Genomic DNA, 14,193 nt, shown 5'->3' with positions numbered 1-14,193 from the left:
AGAGGAGGTTACCGAGATGTTTCCGTCGCGCCGATCGACAGATCGCCTTGACGCAGGTCCGGGGCTTGGCTATAGACCCGCCACTTCAATTTGACTTCCGGTGCTCGCCTGCCGGCACGTCGCGTGTCGGCGTTTTGTTTTGGCACCCCGGAAACTTTGGGAACGATATCATGGCCCGCCGTTGCGAACTGACCGGGAAAGCCACCCTGACCGGCCACCTTGTCAGCCACTCGAACCGCAAGACCAAGACGGTCTTCCGGCCGAACCTCGTCAACGTCACCCTGCAGTCCGACGCGCTCGGCCGCTCGGTCCGCCTGCGTGTTTCGGCCAACGCCCTGCGTACGGTCGATCATCGTGGCGGTCTCGACGCCTTCCTCGTCAAGGCCCCGGCCGGCGAGCTCTCGACCGGCGCGCTCGCCCTGAAGCGTGACATCGAGAAGAAGCTCGCCGCCAACTGAGCGGGCTTTTCTTCGCGCGGGTCTTCCCGCGCGTTTGAATGAAGCGGCCGCAAGGCCGCTTTTTTCGTTTGCACGACCTGCCCCCTCTCCCTTTGCGGGAGAGGGATGAGAAGAGGGGTCACGCGACATCGATCGCTGGCCGGATTCCTCCAAGATCTAGAGACCAGAGCGCGCCCTCATCCGGCCCTTCGGGCCACCTTCTCCCGCAAGGGGAGAAGGCAAGTGGCGGCACGCTGAGTATCCGCTAAACGCGCGCTGCTATTGCGCCAGCTCGAACTCCAGCAGCACCGTCCGCTGCAGAAAGGTCGAGAAATTATCGTCCGAGATCAGGGTGATGATGGTCCGCCCGTTCTCCAGGTGGACGGCCATCCCCTCCATGTTATCGATCTCCTGGCCGAGATCGGCCTCGATCAGGATCGGCCCATCGAGTCGCGCGCCCGGCCGCAGCGCATTGCCGGCGATTCGGCGGATGCGCATGCCGACGCCGCGCAGCGGCCGGTACCAGCGCTCCAGCAGCAGCATGTCGCCGCCGGGCAGGAAGGCGAGATCGGTGATGTCGTAGCCGTTGCGGCGCACGACCTGGAAACTGCCCGGCTGGCGCCCGCCGATGATGAAGCCGGTGGTCGGCTCGTCCTCCGAGCCGGAGCGTTCCGAGATCGCAACGAGCGCGCCCGCCAGCGGCTGGCCGGCCGGGACGACGCCGAGCGCCTCCAGCCCGCGATTGCTCGGCAGGCGCTTGACGCTTGCCGGAACCGACACGATCCGCGCCCGTGCCTGGACGCCGTGCCGTCCCCAGTCGAAGCGCAGGATGTCATGCGTGCGTTCGACGGCGAGATAGGCGACGCCGTCCTGGATCGCCAACGCCTCGGTATCGTAGTAGCGCGAGCGGGAGAGCGGTCGGCCGGAGACACCGAGCACCGGCGCGATCTCGGCCTGCTCCAGTCCGGCGAGGCGACCGTCGCGCCGCACGAGCCGTCCCGTCAGCCAGGAAGCCTTGTCGCTCACCGCCACCAGCTGAGAGCCGTCAGGCGAGCGCCAGAGCCCGGAAAAGCCGCCGAAGCGCGGATGGCTGCCGGTGAGCACGAGCCCGCTGCGGAAGACGAGCTGGCCGAAGCGGGTCTTGCCGGGATTGGCCGGCTCGAAAGCCGTAATCGGCCGAGCGGAAACGCTGACTGGCGAGCGGCCGGGCTCGATCGTCTCAGCGCGCGCGGGCGGCACCAGCGCCGCCGCGCCGAGGCCGGCGACGAAAGCCCGCCTGCTCTGCGTCATTGCAGGCGGCGCGAGACGCGTCCGCCCGAGGCGGCGCCGGCATCCTCTTCGAACAGCTCGGCCAGCTTCTCGGTCATCACCCCGCCGAGCTCCTCCGCATCAACGATGGTGACGGCGCGGCGGTAGTAGCGGGTGACGTCGTGGCCGATGCCGATCGCGATCAGCTCGACCGGCGAGCGTGTCTCGATCTCGGCGATGACATGGCGCAGATGCCGCTCGAGATAGCTGCCGGCATTGACCGAGAGCGTGGAATCGTCGACCGGCGCGCCGTCCGAGATCACCATCAGAATCTTGCGCTGCTCGGGCCTCGCCAGCAGGCGCTTATGAGCCCAGTCCAGCGCCTCGCCGTCGATGTTCTCCTTGAGCAACCCCTCGCGCATCATCAGCCCGAGATTCTTGCGCGCCCGGCGCCAGGGGGCATCCGCCGCCTTGTAGATGATGTGCCGGAGATCGTTGAGGCGGCCGGGATTGGCCGGCTTGCCCGATTGCAGCCAGGTCTCGCGCGAGAGCCCGCCCTTCCAGGCCCGCGTGGTGAAGCCGAGCAGCTCGACCTTGACGCCGCAGCGCTCCAGCGTCCGTGCCAGGATGTCGGCGCAGGTCGCCGCGACCGTGATCGGCCGGCCGCGCATCGAGCCGGAATTGTCGATCAGCAGCGTCACCACCGTGTCGCGGAAGTTCGTGTCCGATTCCTGCCGGAAGGAGAGCGGCTGGAACGGGTCGATGATGATCCGCGGCAGGCGCGACGGATCGAGCGCACCCTCTTCCAGGTCGAACTGCCAGGAGCGGTTCTGCTGCGCCATCAGGCGCCGCTGCAAGCGGTTCGCGAGGCGCGCGACGACACCCTGAAGATGCGCCAGCTGCTTGTCGAGATAGGCGCGAAGGCGCGTCAGCTCCTCGGCGTCGCAGAGCTCCTCGGCAGTGACCGTCTCGTCGAACTTGACCGTATAGGCCTTGTAGTCGGTCTGCGGCCGGTCATTGGCGCGACTGTCGCGCGGGCGCGGCGCCTCGCCGGCCTCCTCGGCCTCGGAGCTGTCATCTTCGTCGTCCCAATCGCCGGCCGGCGCGTCGGCGGCTTCAGAAGCCCCCTCCTGCATTTCCTCGGCGGCGTCCTCGCTGACTTCGGTCTCGGAACGCTCGCCCTGGCTCTCCTGCTCGGCCTCGCCTTCCTGCTGATCCTGATCCTCTGAGGACTGGTCGTTCTCGTCCTCGTCCTCCTCGTCATCCTGGCCCTGGCTGGTCTGCTCGGCCATTTCGAGCGAGGCCAGCATGTCGCGGACGGTGCGGGCGAAGGCGCGCTGGTCCTCGACCGATTTGGCGAGCCGGTCGAGATCGGCCCCGGCCTTGCTCTCGACATCCTCGCGCCAGAGCTCGACCAGCTTCTGCGCCGCCTTGGGCGGCTTCAGGCCCGTCAGGCGTTCGCGCACCATCAGCGCCAGCGCATCCTCGAGCGGCGCGTCGGCCCGGTCGGTGATCTCCTCATAGCGCCCGCCGCGGTGATAGCGATCCTCGAGCATGGCGCCGATATTGCCGGCCATGCCGGCCATCCGGCGCGAGCCCAGCGACTCGACGCGCGCCTGCTCGACCGCATCGAACACCGCGCGCGCAGCATCACCTTCGGGCGCAGCGCGGCGGTGGATCGAGGCATCATGGCAGGCGAGGCGCAGTGCCATCGAATCGGCATGGCCGCGCAGGATCGCGACATCCTGCGCCGTCAGCTTGCGCGGCGGCTCCGGCAGGCGGGCGCGCTCGCCGACCAGGGAAGGCTTGTCGGCAGCGAAGACGATTTCCATCTCCGGCTTGCGCGCAATCGCCTTCATCGCGCCGGAGACGGCGCGCTTCAGCGGTTCGGCGGGCGCTTCCTTGGGCGTGCCGGGCTTGCGGTTGGAGATGGACAAGGCCTTGCGGTCTCCCTGGCTGGGTTCAGCGCGAGCGCCCGTCATAGGCGGTGCTGTTGAGCTCGCCCGGCTCGACGCCGGCAAGGCAGCGGGCGTTGATCGCGACCATCTGCGAGCCGTCCGGCGTTTCGCCGCGCGCGAAGGATTCGATGCCGCAGCTCTCGCAGAACAGATGCTGGATCTTCTGCGTGTTGAAGCGGTACTCGGTCAGCGCGTCCTCGCCCTTCGTCAGGGTGAAGTTCTGCGCCGGCGTGAAGGCCAGCACCGAGCCCCGGCGCTGGCAATAGGAGCAGTTACAGGTGATCGTCTGCCCGAGATCGGCCTCGACCTCGTAGGCGACCCGTCCACAATGGCAACTGCCTTCGTAACGCGCCATCACCTGCCTCCCCGGTTGAGCCTGCCCCGCCGCGGAATCGCGGCGGCGGCCCCGATTGCCCCTCGCCTAGCTCAAGACGACGTTGACGGCGCTCTCGGGCAGATCCTTGCCGAAGGAACGCTGGAAGAACTCGGCCACCAGCGTCCGCTCCATCTCGTCACACTTGTTGAGGAAGGTGACGCGGAAGGCGAAGCCGACATCGCCGCCGAAGATCGCGGCGTTCTCGGCCCAGGTGATCACCGTACGCGGGCTCATCACGGTCGAGAGGTCGCCGTTCATGAAGGCATTGCGGGTGAGATCCGCGACGCGCACCATCTTGTTGACGATATCCTTGCCCTCGGGCGAAGCCTGATAGTGCTTCGACTTGGCGAGGACGATCGCGACCTCGTTGTCATGCGGCAGGTAGTTCAGGGTGGTGACGATCGACCAGCGGTCCATCTGGCCCTGGTTGATCTGCTGGGTGCCGTGATAGAGGCCCGACGTGTCGCCGAGACCGACAGTGTTCGCGGTCGCGAACAGCCGGAAGGCGGGGTGCGGGCGGATGACGCGCTTCTGGTCGAGCAGTGTCAGCTTGCCCGACTGTTCCAGCACGCGCTGGATCACGAACATCACATCCGGGCGGCCGGCATCGTACTCGTCGAAGACCAACGCGATGTTGTTCTGCAGCGCCCAGGGCAGGATGCCGTCCTGGAACTCGGTGATCTGCTTGCCTTCCTTCAGCACGATCGCGTCCTTACCGACGAGATCGAGGCGGGAGACATGGCTGTCGAGGTTGACGCGCACGCAGGGCCAGTTCAGCCGGGCCGCGACCTGTTCGATATGGGTCGACTTGCCGGTGCCGTGATAGCCCGAGATCATCACGCGGCGGTTATGCGCGAAGCCGGCGAGGATCGCGATCGTGGTGTCACGATCGAAACGGTAGTCCTGATCGAGGTCCGGAACATGCGCCTCGGCCTTGGAATAGGCGGGCACTTCCAGGTCGCTATCGATGCCGAAGACCTGACGAACCGACAGTTTCATGTCCGGCATGCCGGGGGCGGCGGTAGTCGCTGCTGTCATCATTCTTCTCCGGGCGCAGGACAGGCCCGGCGAACACCCGGTGTCCTGGAGCCGACCGAAAGGGAGGCGTGTGCAACCTCATTAGAGCGAAAGCGCCGTAGCGGCAATTCGCATGAGGTATTCGTGGGAGGCATGCCGGCGCTTTGTCGCAGCGCATGCGCGCACGGATCAGGGCCTGCGGGCGCAAAGCCGGGCAATCGCTGCGACCGTGCCAGCCGCCCCGTCGAGCGCAACCGGCAGCGGCGCCGGCGGGCCCGCCTCCAGAGCCCCGGCGATTGCGGCAGCCAGCGCCTCCGGGCCGGCTTCGGGGCGGATCACGCGCGCCAGCCCTGCCCGCTCCAGCGCCGCGGCGCGGATCGCCTGCTCGGTCTCATTGCCGGCATCGAAAGGCGCGACCAGAGCCGGCCGACGCGCCTGCACGAGATCGAGCACCGTATTGTAGCCGGCAAGGCTGAGGCTGAGCGCGCAGCGGCCCAGCAGGGCCGGAAAGTCCGGCCGCGCTCGTTCGACCACGACATTGCCCGGCGCATGCCGCATCAGGCCGGCAAACTCGGGTTCCGGCACGGCTTTTCCGACGAGGACGCGGAAGTCGCGCCGCGGCAGCAGCCCGGCGGTCGCCACGGCAAGCCGGAACAGCGGCAGCGCCGCGGCGGAGCCGCCGCCGGAGACGAGTATCTCGCCGCTTTCCTCCTGCTCGGACGTCGAGGCCGCAGGCGTCGCGAGATAGCCGGTGTAGTGCAGCCTTTCGGCGATCACCGGGGTCACCGGCCAGGAGGCTTCGAGCGGCAGGAAGCCGCGATCGCCATGGACCAGCACCCCGTCGAACAGCGCAACGATGCGTCGCTCCGCCTCCGCGAGACGGTCGGCGCGCTGCGGCGCGACCAGGACATCGCGGATCGAAGAAAGGACGAGCGCCTGCGGCCGCGCCTCGCGCACCGCCTCGATCAAGGCCAGGAACTCCCCGGCAAGCTGGCGCCGGCCGAAGGGAAAATGCTCGGTGACGACGACATCCGGCCGCAGCTCCCGCGCCAGTGCGACCAGCCCGGCCGCGCGCGCCGACAGGCGCTCGGGCGCGGCCGGATGTCCCGCCTCGTCGAGCAGATTGCGGAAATCCGTGCCCTCGACCCGCACCGGCGGCAATTGCACGAAGCGATAACCGCTCGCCGCCTTGCCGTCCGGCATGCCGCCGCTGGCGAGCGTCACCGCGTAGCCGGCCTGCGCCAGCGCCGCCGCCAGATGCCGGGCCCGGACGAGATGGCCGACCCCGAGCAGATGCGTCACCGCGATCAGGACATCTCCGCTCGGGATCTGCCCGCTCATGACGCCGACCTGCGCTCGACCTCCGACAGCAGGGCTGCGTGGATGCGCGCCAGCCCCGCCTGCGCCGAGAAATCGCTGTGCAGCCGCGCATGGGCCGCAGCGCCGATCATCGCGCGACGGGCGGGGTCGCCGGCCAGCGCGGCCAGCGCCGCCGTCAGCGCCGCGACATCGCCGGGCGTGACCAGGAGACCGTCGGTGCCATGGCGGATGAACTCCGGAATCCCCGCGAAATCGGTCGCGACGATTGCCAGGCCCTGGCTCGCCGCCTCCATCACCACATTGGGCAGGCCGTCGCGGTCGCCATTCTCCGCCTGCTTCGAGGGCAAGACGAACAAGTCGGCATCGCGCAGCGCCGCGATCACGCCATCCTGGGCGAGCGCGCCGCGCCACTCGATGCGGCCTGCGAGCCCGAGCGCTTCTGCCTGCGCCTTCAACGCCCCAAGCATCTCGCCGCCGCCGATATGGACGAAGCGCCAGTTGAGATCGGCCGGCAGGGCTGCAAGCGCATTGAGCAGGTCGACGAACCCCTTCTTCGCGACCGCCCTGCCGATGCTGACGAAACGCACGGGATCGCCGGCATCCCTGCCGTCGCGCCCCGGCCGCGCCGGCGGCGCCGGGAAGCGGCCGAGATCGAGCCCGTGATAGAGCAGGCCGATCTTGTCCGTTCGGTCGGCCAGCCGGGCGAGTTCGGCATGGCCGTCGCGGGTGCAGGTCACGCCCCAGCTGGCATCGGCGATCTTCTCGCGCTTCTCCCAGTCGGGCGTCGTCCAGATGTCCTTGGCATGGGCCGAGAACGACCAGGACAGCCCGCGGATGAGCGCCGCATAGCGGATCACCGAGGCCGGCGTGTGCAAGTAGTGGACATGCAGGTGGCGCGTGCCGGCAGGGAGCTCACGCGCCATCACGCAGGCCTGGCCGAGCCGGCGCAGTCGGTTGCGTGTCGGGTCGCGGACAAGGTCGCGCAGGAAGACGCCGAGCAGCCGCAGGGTCGCGGGCTGCGACAAGGCGCGGGCGAGACCGCGCAAGACGCGCGGCCAGTCGTCGTGCAGATATTCCGGCAGGTAGTGCAGCGGCGCCGCGATCTCCTTGTGCATCAGGTGCCGCGCCGCATCCGTCGGATGGCGCAGCGACCAGATCGCGAAGGGCAGACCGAGCCGCTGCAGCCCGAGCAGTTCCTGCGCGATGAAGGTCTCCGACAGGCGCGGATACCCCTTCATCGCGACGACGAGCGCCGGCCCGGCCGGTTCCTCGGCTTTCATTTGCGGCCGACCAGCATGAAGCGGGTGTAGTTCTTGGTCGGCAGCGCCCCGGCGAACAGCAATTCCGACAGCCCCGCCTGTGCCTTGAAGGCCTCCAGCGACGGAACGCAGCTGCGATGGTCAGGTTCGCGGAAATAGTCGTTGGATTGCAGCACCAGCGCCAGCCCCGCCGGCAAGCTTGCCAGCCAGCCCGGCACGTCGTCGAGATGCTCGCAGCTAGTATTGACGACGAGGCCCGGCATTCCGCCCGCGGCCTCGGTGAAATCGAGCGCCCTCATGTCCGCCGTCATCGACCGGAAGCGCCCGGACGCAACATGCCGATGGTTCAGGACAGCGGCGACCTCGGCGCAGCGCGGGTCGAGATCGAGGCTGACGACCTGCGGGATCGACAGCCGCTCGTCCGCCAGCAGCATCGCACCGAGGACGCCATGCCAGGCACCGAGCACCCAGACAGGGCCGTCCGGTCGCGGCATCACCTCGGCCAAGCTGTCGACCAGCCAGCGCTTCGAGGCGATCTGCTTGTGGTTGAAGGCGATCGAGAGATCGTCCGGCGCACCCTTGCCGACGAGTCGGGCGAGATCGGCGGCAATCGGGTTGCCGGTCAGGGCTGCGACCCCGCGCAGGATGTCGTAGAGAGCGTCGGCGGGCTGCGCGGCGGTCATGCAGGCGATCGGAAGAGGGCCAAGGGGATGGAACGGGCCGGACCATATTCACAGTCGCCGGCAAAGGCCAGCATCGCGGAGAGCGGCATAAGGCTGCCCCATCTTGTCGGCATGGCGGCCGAACTGCGCCAGGTCCTGGCCGCCCACGCGCTGCGCGGCTGCGAGCATGTCGTCGAGATCGGCGGCGCCGGCCTGCCGATCACCGGCTTCCTGACGCACCGGCCGGCCTCCGTCACCGTGGTCGACCCGAAGATCCCGGCCTTCGCCGACGAGACCCTGAACGGCGCGCCCTGCCGCGTCCGCCATATCGCCGCGAAGCTGCAGCAGGTCGAGCTCGCCCCCTCCGCGGGCCGGCTCGGCCTCGTCCTGCTCGGCCTCTCGCTGAAACCCTATGGCAGTGCGCCGGCACTCGGCGACGAACTGCTCGCTCTGGCGCGGCGCGCCGAGGTCCTGGTGATCGACTACGCGCTGACGCTGGAGCGCGCGCTGGGACAGATCGGCCCCCTGCTGGCGGTCCGCGACGAGCCGGCCGTGATCGATGTCGAGCTCAAACTCAACGACCCCGCCCTTGCCGGGGCCGGCTTCGATCGACGGCGCCTCCTGGTATTCGACAGAGACTAAGAGCTTACCGTCAACCGGTGTTGTCCTCGGCCTCGGTTTTGTCCGATCCAGCCTTGGCGACCTGTTTCTGGCGCGGCGCATTCTCCTCCGGCTTGCCGGGCACCACCTTCTCGGGCACGCCGCCGAAGCCATAGACCTGCATCGGCTTGTCGCGGCCCTTGATCGCGATCTTGTAGGAGGTCATGCCGGGGAAGCTGCGGCCGGTCGCGGCGACCGTCTCGGCCGAGACGATGATGTCGGAGAGCAGCCGGCGCGTTGCCGCCTCGAGCTGGCTCGCAATCATCACGGTCTCGCCGACCGTGATCTCGCGGCGCCCCATGCTCTCGTTCTCGACCGCCCCCATGATCGCCTGGCCGCCATGGATGCCGATGCCGATGCGCAGCGGCAACGGCAGCGCGGTCGCATATTCGCGGTTGAGGGCCTCGACCGCCCGCAGCATGTCACCGGCGGCGGCGATCGCGGCGGACGCAGCCCGGCCGGGCGTGGCCTCCAGGCCGAAGACGGCCATCAGCCCGTCGCCATAGATCGCCTCGATGCGGCCGCCATGAGCGGCGATGGCCTGGGACATCTCGTCGTAGAAGCGGTTGAGCAGGGTCAGCAGCTCCTGCGGAAGCTGCCGCTCCGACAGGGCCGTAAAGGCGCGCAAGTCCGCGACCATCACGGTGAGTCCCTTCCGGGCGATACCGGAGGCCGGATCGAGCGCCCCGGAAGGCCCGGCGCCGCGCTGCCTGGCCGCGAGCAGGATCTGGACCTGGAGATCGTGCCTCGGCCGGATCTGGCAGGCGAGACGGACATTCTCCCCGGCTGAGATGCGGCGCAGCAGCCTCGCTTCGTTGGGTCCGGGCGGCGGCAGGTCGGCAGCGCCGTCCAGCACCAGCACGCGGCAGGTCGCGCAACGGGCCCGCCCGCCGCAGAGCGCCGCATGCGGGATGCCGAAGCGCCGGAATATCTCCAGGAGGGTGAAGCCGGGCACGACCTTGCGCACGCCATGACCGACGAAGCGCACGGTGATCGCACCGACCGCCCGCGCCCTCACCTCACGGATAGCGACGAACAGCACGAAGCTGCCGACCAGACCGAAGAAGGCACGCTTCGCCCAGGTGACGTGCAGGTTGAAGGAATCGACCTGCTGCGCCGTGCTCAGTTCGGGCGGCAATGCCATGAGCCGCGCCTCGCGGCCTGCGACTGCGAAGCCGATCAACGCCAGCAGCGGCACCAGAATGGCCGCGAGCAGGAACGGGTCGCGCCAGCGCGCATAGCTGTCGCGGGAGCGGAAGGTGAAGTGCAGCCCGATCACGCCATGCGTCCAGACCAGCAGCAGAAGCAGGCTCTGCGACAGCGCGAGATTCGGCCAGAGCCGCCGCAGCACGGCGTGGTAGCTCTCGTCCTGCATGAACAGGGTGCCCTGCACCCGCGTCGCGACGATATGGTCGATCAGCAGCAGCGGGATCGCGACGCCGAGCGCGATCTGCAGAACCTCGCGCATCGGCATGCGGAAGGTCCGGCGCTGCGCCACGCGCAGCAGGGCGAAGACCGGATGGACGATCAGCGCACCATAGAGCAGCACCGAGCCGATCTTGCTTTCCCAGAAGCCGTGACGCCAGAGCTGCACCGCCTCCATGGCGGGAATGCCGAAGATCCCGACCGCGTGGTTGAGGAAATGCGTGGTCGCGAAGAGCATGAGCACGCAGCCGGAGGCGAAGCGGACGTCGCGGCTCCAGGAATTGACCTGCTCGAGGCCGGATGCGCCAGCCCGGCCGCCCGGCAGGGATGGACCCGAATTCGGGATCGAGCTCATCGGTGCCCTCGCAAGATCACGGCGTCTTCTCGCCGCGCAGGACGGCACCGGCGACCCGGTACAGCCGCGAGGCGAGGTCGCGGGACAGCGCCACCGCAAATTCAGGAATGCTGTCGAGCAGCTCGAAGAACAGTTCGCGCGGCAGCCGCAGCATCGAGACGTCGGTCTTGGCGGTGATCCGGCCGACCGTCGGCTCGTTGCAGAGCAGCGGCACGTCGCCGAGGAGGCTCCCCGTCGCCAGCCGGAAGGAATGCGCTACGCCGGTGGTCTGCGGGTGCGAGATCTCGATCTCACCGTCGAGGATGCAATAGACCTCCTGCGGCCTCTGACCTTCTTCGCTGATCAGGGCTCCCGCCGGGAAATGCCGCCGCTCCCCCATCAGCGCCAGCAGCTTGAGGCGCGATGCCGGCAAGGTCCGGAACAGTGGGACCGCCTTCAGGCAGCTGATATCGCTCTCGAGCGTCATGTCCTCGCCTCGATCCGCTCGGCGCCATCCACCGGCGGCAGCGCAGTGTCCTCGTCGGCCTCGCTCTCGGCCTCGTCCGCGCCGGGAACCAGCCCGGCCGGCCCGCGGAAGACAACCTTCTGCGAGATATCGGCAGCCAGGTGCGGGTCGGTCAAGAGCAGGAACAGCGTCTGTTCCCGGCAATGGGCGACGATGCGCGAGACCAGAGCTGCCGGATCGTTGCTGACGGCCAGGAAGCCATCGAGATCGAGCACCACTATGTCGGGCCGCTTGATCAGGGCCTGGGCCAGCGGCACCATCAGCCGCAGATGCAGCGGCAAATGACGGCCGCGCGGCCCGACATCGGTGTCGAGCCCGAGGCGATAGGCGGCCGCGTCGAGCCCGGCCCGTGTCAGCGCGCTGCGCACGATCTCGGCCACCTTCTCCCCGGCATCGGCGCCGAAACCGAGACGCCCGAAGAACAGGTTGTCGCGCACGCTGGCACCGTGGATGACATCGTCGGGATCGTAGAACTCGACCTCCTCGCTGCTCTCCGGCGGCAGATAGGTCTTGAAGGTCTGGCGGGCGCGCAGGATGCGGCGCTGCAAGGCTCCATCCAGCAGGTTCAGCCGGTGCTTCGGCTCGATATAGCGCAGCGCCAGCCCCATCACCTCGCGCTGCGTCGTCGGATCGAGCGGCCCGCGCATGTCGTGCCGGCGCAGGGCTTCGGCGAGCTCGTTCAGCTTCTCGAGGTCAAGGTCGCCATCGAAGCCATAGCGCGCGAACAGCGTCTGGCCATGTGCCATGCCAGCGAAGATCTCGAACAGGGTGTTGACGATGCGGGTGCCGATCTCGGCCAGCGGCTCCTCGAGCGCTTCGGCCTGCAATACCGAGCGCGCATAGGGATCGTCGAGCAGGAGCTCCGCCGGGCGGCGGCCATTGCGCACCGCGCCGAAGACGAGGTTTTCCGCGATCGTCGCATTGGCGTTGTAGCGCTCGGGATCGAAGGTCTCGATCAGCCCGCCGAGATTCGATTTGGCGAGTTCCGCCGAGACCACCTGGCGCGCCTCGATGATGCGCTCGGCGGCGCCCTCCGGCAGCGGCGCGTTCACCTTGGCATCGAGCCCGAGCTCGTAGATCTCCTCGGAGCAGCCGAGCATTTCGAGCACGGCGAGCACATGGGCCTCCAGCGCCTCGGCTCCGTCGAGCCCGACGCCCTCATAGTCGTTCCAGTCCGCAGAAAAGGGCAGCGGCGTATTGCCGGCGCGCAGCGCTTCGATGAAGCGGCGGTGCTCGGCCGGATCGATCGCCCGGTCCGGGATCGACGGACGGCGGCGCTTCAGCGGCAAAAGCACATTGTCGCGCAGGCGGCCATTGATGATCTCGGTGTCGGGCCCGGCATAGCCGATGAGATGGCTGGCGCTCTCGACGCTGAAACTGCTGAGCGGGCGGCCGTCGATGAGGACGCGCCCCTCATAGCCCATGCTCTGGCGGCCGAGGATGCGCCCAAGCGTGTCGCGCCCGCTACCGGCCGGGCCGATCAGGGCGACGCAGCCGGGACGTGGGATCGCGAAGGAGAGCGGCAGCAGTAGCGGCTGGCCGCGATTATCGGACATCTCGACCTTGTCGAGCTCGATCTCGCCCTGCCTCGGCAGGTGGGAGACCCCGTCCTTCTCCTCGAGTTCGAGCGTCTCGCGCGGGTTGAACTGCGCGATCACCTGCTCGTACTTGATCATCACGTCGTTGCGCTGCTGATCCCAGTCGATCAGCTCCTTCACCGGCGGCGGCAGGTCCCGATAGGCCGCGATCACGGCGACGAGCTGGCCGATGTCGAGCCGCCCCTGCAGCGCGAAGAAGCCACCGATGGCATAGAAGAAGAACGGCGTGATCTGCGCCAGCAGGTTGTTCAGGAACTTGACCGCGAATTTGCGCTTGTAGAGGGCGTAGCGGATATCGAAGAGGGTGCCGAGCCGGCCGGCGATGTCGGACTGGACATAGGACGCCGCGCCATGGCCCTGGATGGTCGGGCCGGCATCGACGATCTCGCCGATCCGCCCGGCGAGCTGGCGCGAGGCGATCTGGCGCTCGCGGCCGAGACGCAGCTGTTCCCGGCGCAGGATCGGGATGATCACCGCTTGCATCAGCACGATCAAAAGCGCGATCGAACCGAGCCAGACGCTCTGCATCATGATGAAGACGAGCGCGGTCAGAGCCTGGCTGAGCAGGAAGGCCGGCTGGATGAAGGCGTCGCCGACGAAGGCGCCGATCGGCTCGACCTCGTCCTTGATCATGCTCGCGACTTCGGCCGGCTTGGCCGCGCGGATATCCTCGGGCCGGAAGCGCATCAGCTGGGCGAACAGGTCGTAGCGCATGCGCCGCAGCATGCGCTCGCCGAGAATGCCCTTGCGCACATTGATGGCGTATTTGAAGCCGCCATTGATCAGCACGAGCACCAGAAAATACAGGCTCAGCGTCAGCAGCAGCCCGTACTGGCTGACCTGGAACCCATCGAAGAGCTGGAAGCTGCCGCCACCCAGGAACTCCGGCAGGTGCAGTGTCCAGTCGAAGACCGTGACGCTCGTCCGGCCGTCCCTGAAGGCCCCACCCTGGATCGCGTCGTTGACGATGCGCTTGGGTACGTCGAACGATGCCCAGTTGAAGGGGATCGAGACGAGGATGATCAGCAGGACGATGATCTGCTCGGCGCGGCTCTTCTGCCAGACGTAACGGAAGAGGCTTGTCTCCAAGGGGCGATCCCGTTCTCAGGCCTCGGGCGCCGGGATTCGGGACCGGCGCAGGGCCCCATATGTGGGCAGTTCCCGCCGCCGCGCAATGCGCGCCCGGCCGGCATCGGGACTCGACAAGCACCGGTATTTCAAGTTCGGTCGCTGCGGAAGCCCCGGCCCGGGCGCTGGGACAGTCGGTCACGGTGACCTTGCGCAAGAGCGACGTTGCGCGGACGTCATCGAAGCGGAAGAATGTCCCGCGGGCACGACGAGGCGAATGCCGGCGCCGGCAACGCATGCATTGC

General features: G+C 68.2%; 12 protein-coding genes. 2 read left to right on the top strand and 10 right to left on the bottom strand.

The window, feature by feature from the left end; all coding sequences use genetic code 11:
* Positions 1-170: 170 nt before the first annotated feature.
* Entirely contained in the window at positions 171-458 is a 288-nt protein-coding gene (gene rpmB, locus DK26_RS22055) for a 50S ribosomal protein L28 (protein ID WP_066477137.1), read from the top strand.
* Positions 459-716: 258 nt separating this feature from the next.
* Here rpmB and DK26_RS22050 read toward each other — a convergent pair whose 3' ends face one another.
* From DK26_RS22050 to DK26_RS22020, 7 genes are all read right to left on the bottom strand, one after another.
* Positions 717-1,727, bottom strand: a complete 1,011-nt coding sequence (locus DK26_RS22050) for an esterase-like activity of phytase family protein (protein WP_066477134.1) — start codon at positions 1,725-1,727, stop codon at positions 717-719.
* A complete protein-coding gene (gene cobT / locus DK26_RS22045; RefSeq protein ID WP_066477129.1) occupies positions 1,724-3,622 on the bottom strand; it encodes a cobaltochelatase subunit CobT in 1,899 nt (632 codons plus the stop codon). The genes DK26_RS22050 and cobT overlap by 4 nt, the downstream gene beginning before the upstream one ends.
* A gap of 25 nt (positions 3,623-3,647) precedes the next feature.
* Entirely contained in the window at positions 3,648-3,998 is a 351-nt protein-coding gene (locus tag DK26_RS22040) for a GFA family protein (RefSeq protein ID WP_066477126.1), read from the bottom strand.
* 66 nt (positions 3,999-4,064) lie between these two features.
* A complete protein-coding gene (cobS, locus tag DK26_RS22035) occupies positions 4,065-5,060 on the bottom strand; it encodes a cobaltochelatase subunit CobS (protein WP_083533463.1) in 996 nt (331 codons plus the stop codon).
* 165 nt (positions 5,061-5,225) lie between these two features.
* A complete protein-coding gene (locus DK26_RS22030; RefSeq protein WP_066477124.1) occupies positions 5,226-6,377 on the bottom strand; it encodes a glycosyltransferase in 1,152 nt (383 codons plus the stop codon).
* Positions 6,374-7,636 carry a glycosyltransferase gene (locus tag DK26_RS22025; protein ID WP_066477122.1) on the bottom strand — a complete coding sequence of 421 codons (1,263 nt, stop codon included), beginning with the start codon at positions 7,634-7,636 and terminating at the stop codon, positions 6,374-6,376. The genes DK26_RS22030 and DK26_RS22025 overlap by 4 nt, the downstream gene beginning before the upstream one ends.
* Complete coding sequence (locus DK26_RS22020; RefSeq protein ID WP_066477120.1) at positions 7,633-8,298, bottom strand: hypothetical protein; 666 nt, start codon at positions 8,296-8,298, stop codon at positions 7,633-7,635. The genes DK26_RS22025 and DK26_RS22020 overlap by 4 nt, the downstream gene beginning before the upstream one ends.
* A gap of 111 nt (positions 8,299-8,409) precedes the next feature.
* Here DK26_RS22020 and DK26_RS22015 point away from each other — a divergent pair, with 111 nt between their 5' ends.
* Positions 8,410-8,919: a hypothetical protein gene (locus DK26_RS22015; protein WP_066477118.1), complete on the top strand. Its 510-nt coding sequence runs from the start codon at positions 8,410-8,412 to the stop codon at positions 8,917-8,919.
* Between the two features lie 10 nt (positions 8,920-8,929).
* Here the strand turns inward: DK26_RS22015 and DK26_RS22010 are convergent, their stop codons facing one another.
* The 3 genes from DK26_RS22010 to DK26_RS22000 are packed head-to-tail and all read right to left on the bottom strand — an operon-like array spanning position 8,930 to position 13,909.
* Positions 8,930-10,717 carry an adenylate/guanylate cyclase domain-containing protein gene (locus DK26_RS22010; RefSeq protein WP_066477116.1) on the bottom strand — a complete coding sequence of 596 codons (1,788 nt, stop codon included), beginning with the start codon at positions 10,715-10,717 and terminating at the stop codon, positions 8,930-8,932.
* Between the two features lie 16 nt (positions 10,718-10,733).
* Entirely contained in the window at positions 10,734-11,183 is a 450-nt protein-coding gene (locus DK26_RS22005; RefSeq protein ID WP_066477113.1) for a cyclic nucleotide-binding domain-containing protein, read from the bottom strand.
* Complete coding sequence (locus DK26_RS22000; RefSeq protein WP_066477109.1) at positions 11,180-13,909, bottom strand: ABC transporter ATP-binding protein/permease; 2,730 nt, start codon at positions 13,907-13,909, stop codon at positions 11,180-11,182. The genes DK26_RS22005 and DK26_RS22000 overlap by 4 nt, the downstream gene beginning before the upstream one ends.
* Between the last annotated feature and the right edge of the window lie 284 nt (positions 13,910-14,193).

Source organism: Allobosea sp. WAO, from assembly GCF_001509835.1.
GTDB lineage: Bacteria > Pseudomonadota > Alphaproteobacteria > Rhizobiales > Beijerinckiaceae > Allobosea.
The sequence above is the reverse complement of the archived record's forward strand: the minus strand, read 5'-3'. Positions and strand labels throughout refer to the sequence as shown.

Excerpts from the sequence above, each read along its gene's own strand:
- rpmB (WP_066477137.1), top strand. The coding sequence starts at position 171 with ATGGCCCGCCGTTGCGAACTGACCGGGAAAGCCACCCTGACCGGCCAC.
- DK26_RS22050 (WP_066477134.1), bottom strand. The coding sequence starts at position 1,727 with ATGACGCAGAGCAGGCGGGCTTTCGTCGCCGGCCTCGGCGCGGCGGCG.
- DK26_RS22040 (WP_066477126.1), bottom strand. The coding sequence starts at position 3,998 with ATGGCGCGTTACGAAGGCAGTTGCCATTGTGGACGGGTCGCCTACGAG.
- cobS (WP_083533463.1), bottom strand. The coding sequence starts at position 5,060 with ATGATGACAGCAGCGACTACCGCCGCCCCCGGCATGCCGGACATGAAA.
- DK26_RS22030 (WP_066477124.1), bottom strand. The coding sequence starts at position 6,377 with ATGAGCGGGCAGATCCCGAGCGGAGATGTCCTGATCGCGGTGACGCAT.
- DK26_RS22025 (WP_066477122.1), bottom strand. The coding sequence starts at position 7,636 with ATGAAAGCCGAGGAACCGGCCGGGCCGGCGCTCGTCGTCGCGATGAAG.
- DK26_RS22020 (WP_066477120.1), bottom strand. The coding sequence starts at position 8,298 with ATGACCGCCGCGCAGCCCGCCGACGCTCTCTACGACATCCTGCGCGGG.
- DK26_RS22015 (WP_066477118.1), top strand. The coding sequence starts at position 8,410 with ATGGCGGCCGAACTGCGCCAGGTCCTGGCCGCCCACGCGCTGCGCGGC.
- DK26_RS22010 (WP_066477116.1), bottom strand. The coding sequence starts at position 10,717 with ATGAGCTCGATCCCGAATTCGGGTCCATCCCTGCCGGGCGGCCGGGCT.
- DK26_RS22005 (WP_066477113.1), bottom strand. The coding sequence starts at position 11,183 with ATGACGCTCGAGAGCGATATCAGCTGCCTGAAGGCGGTCCCACTGTTC.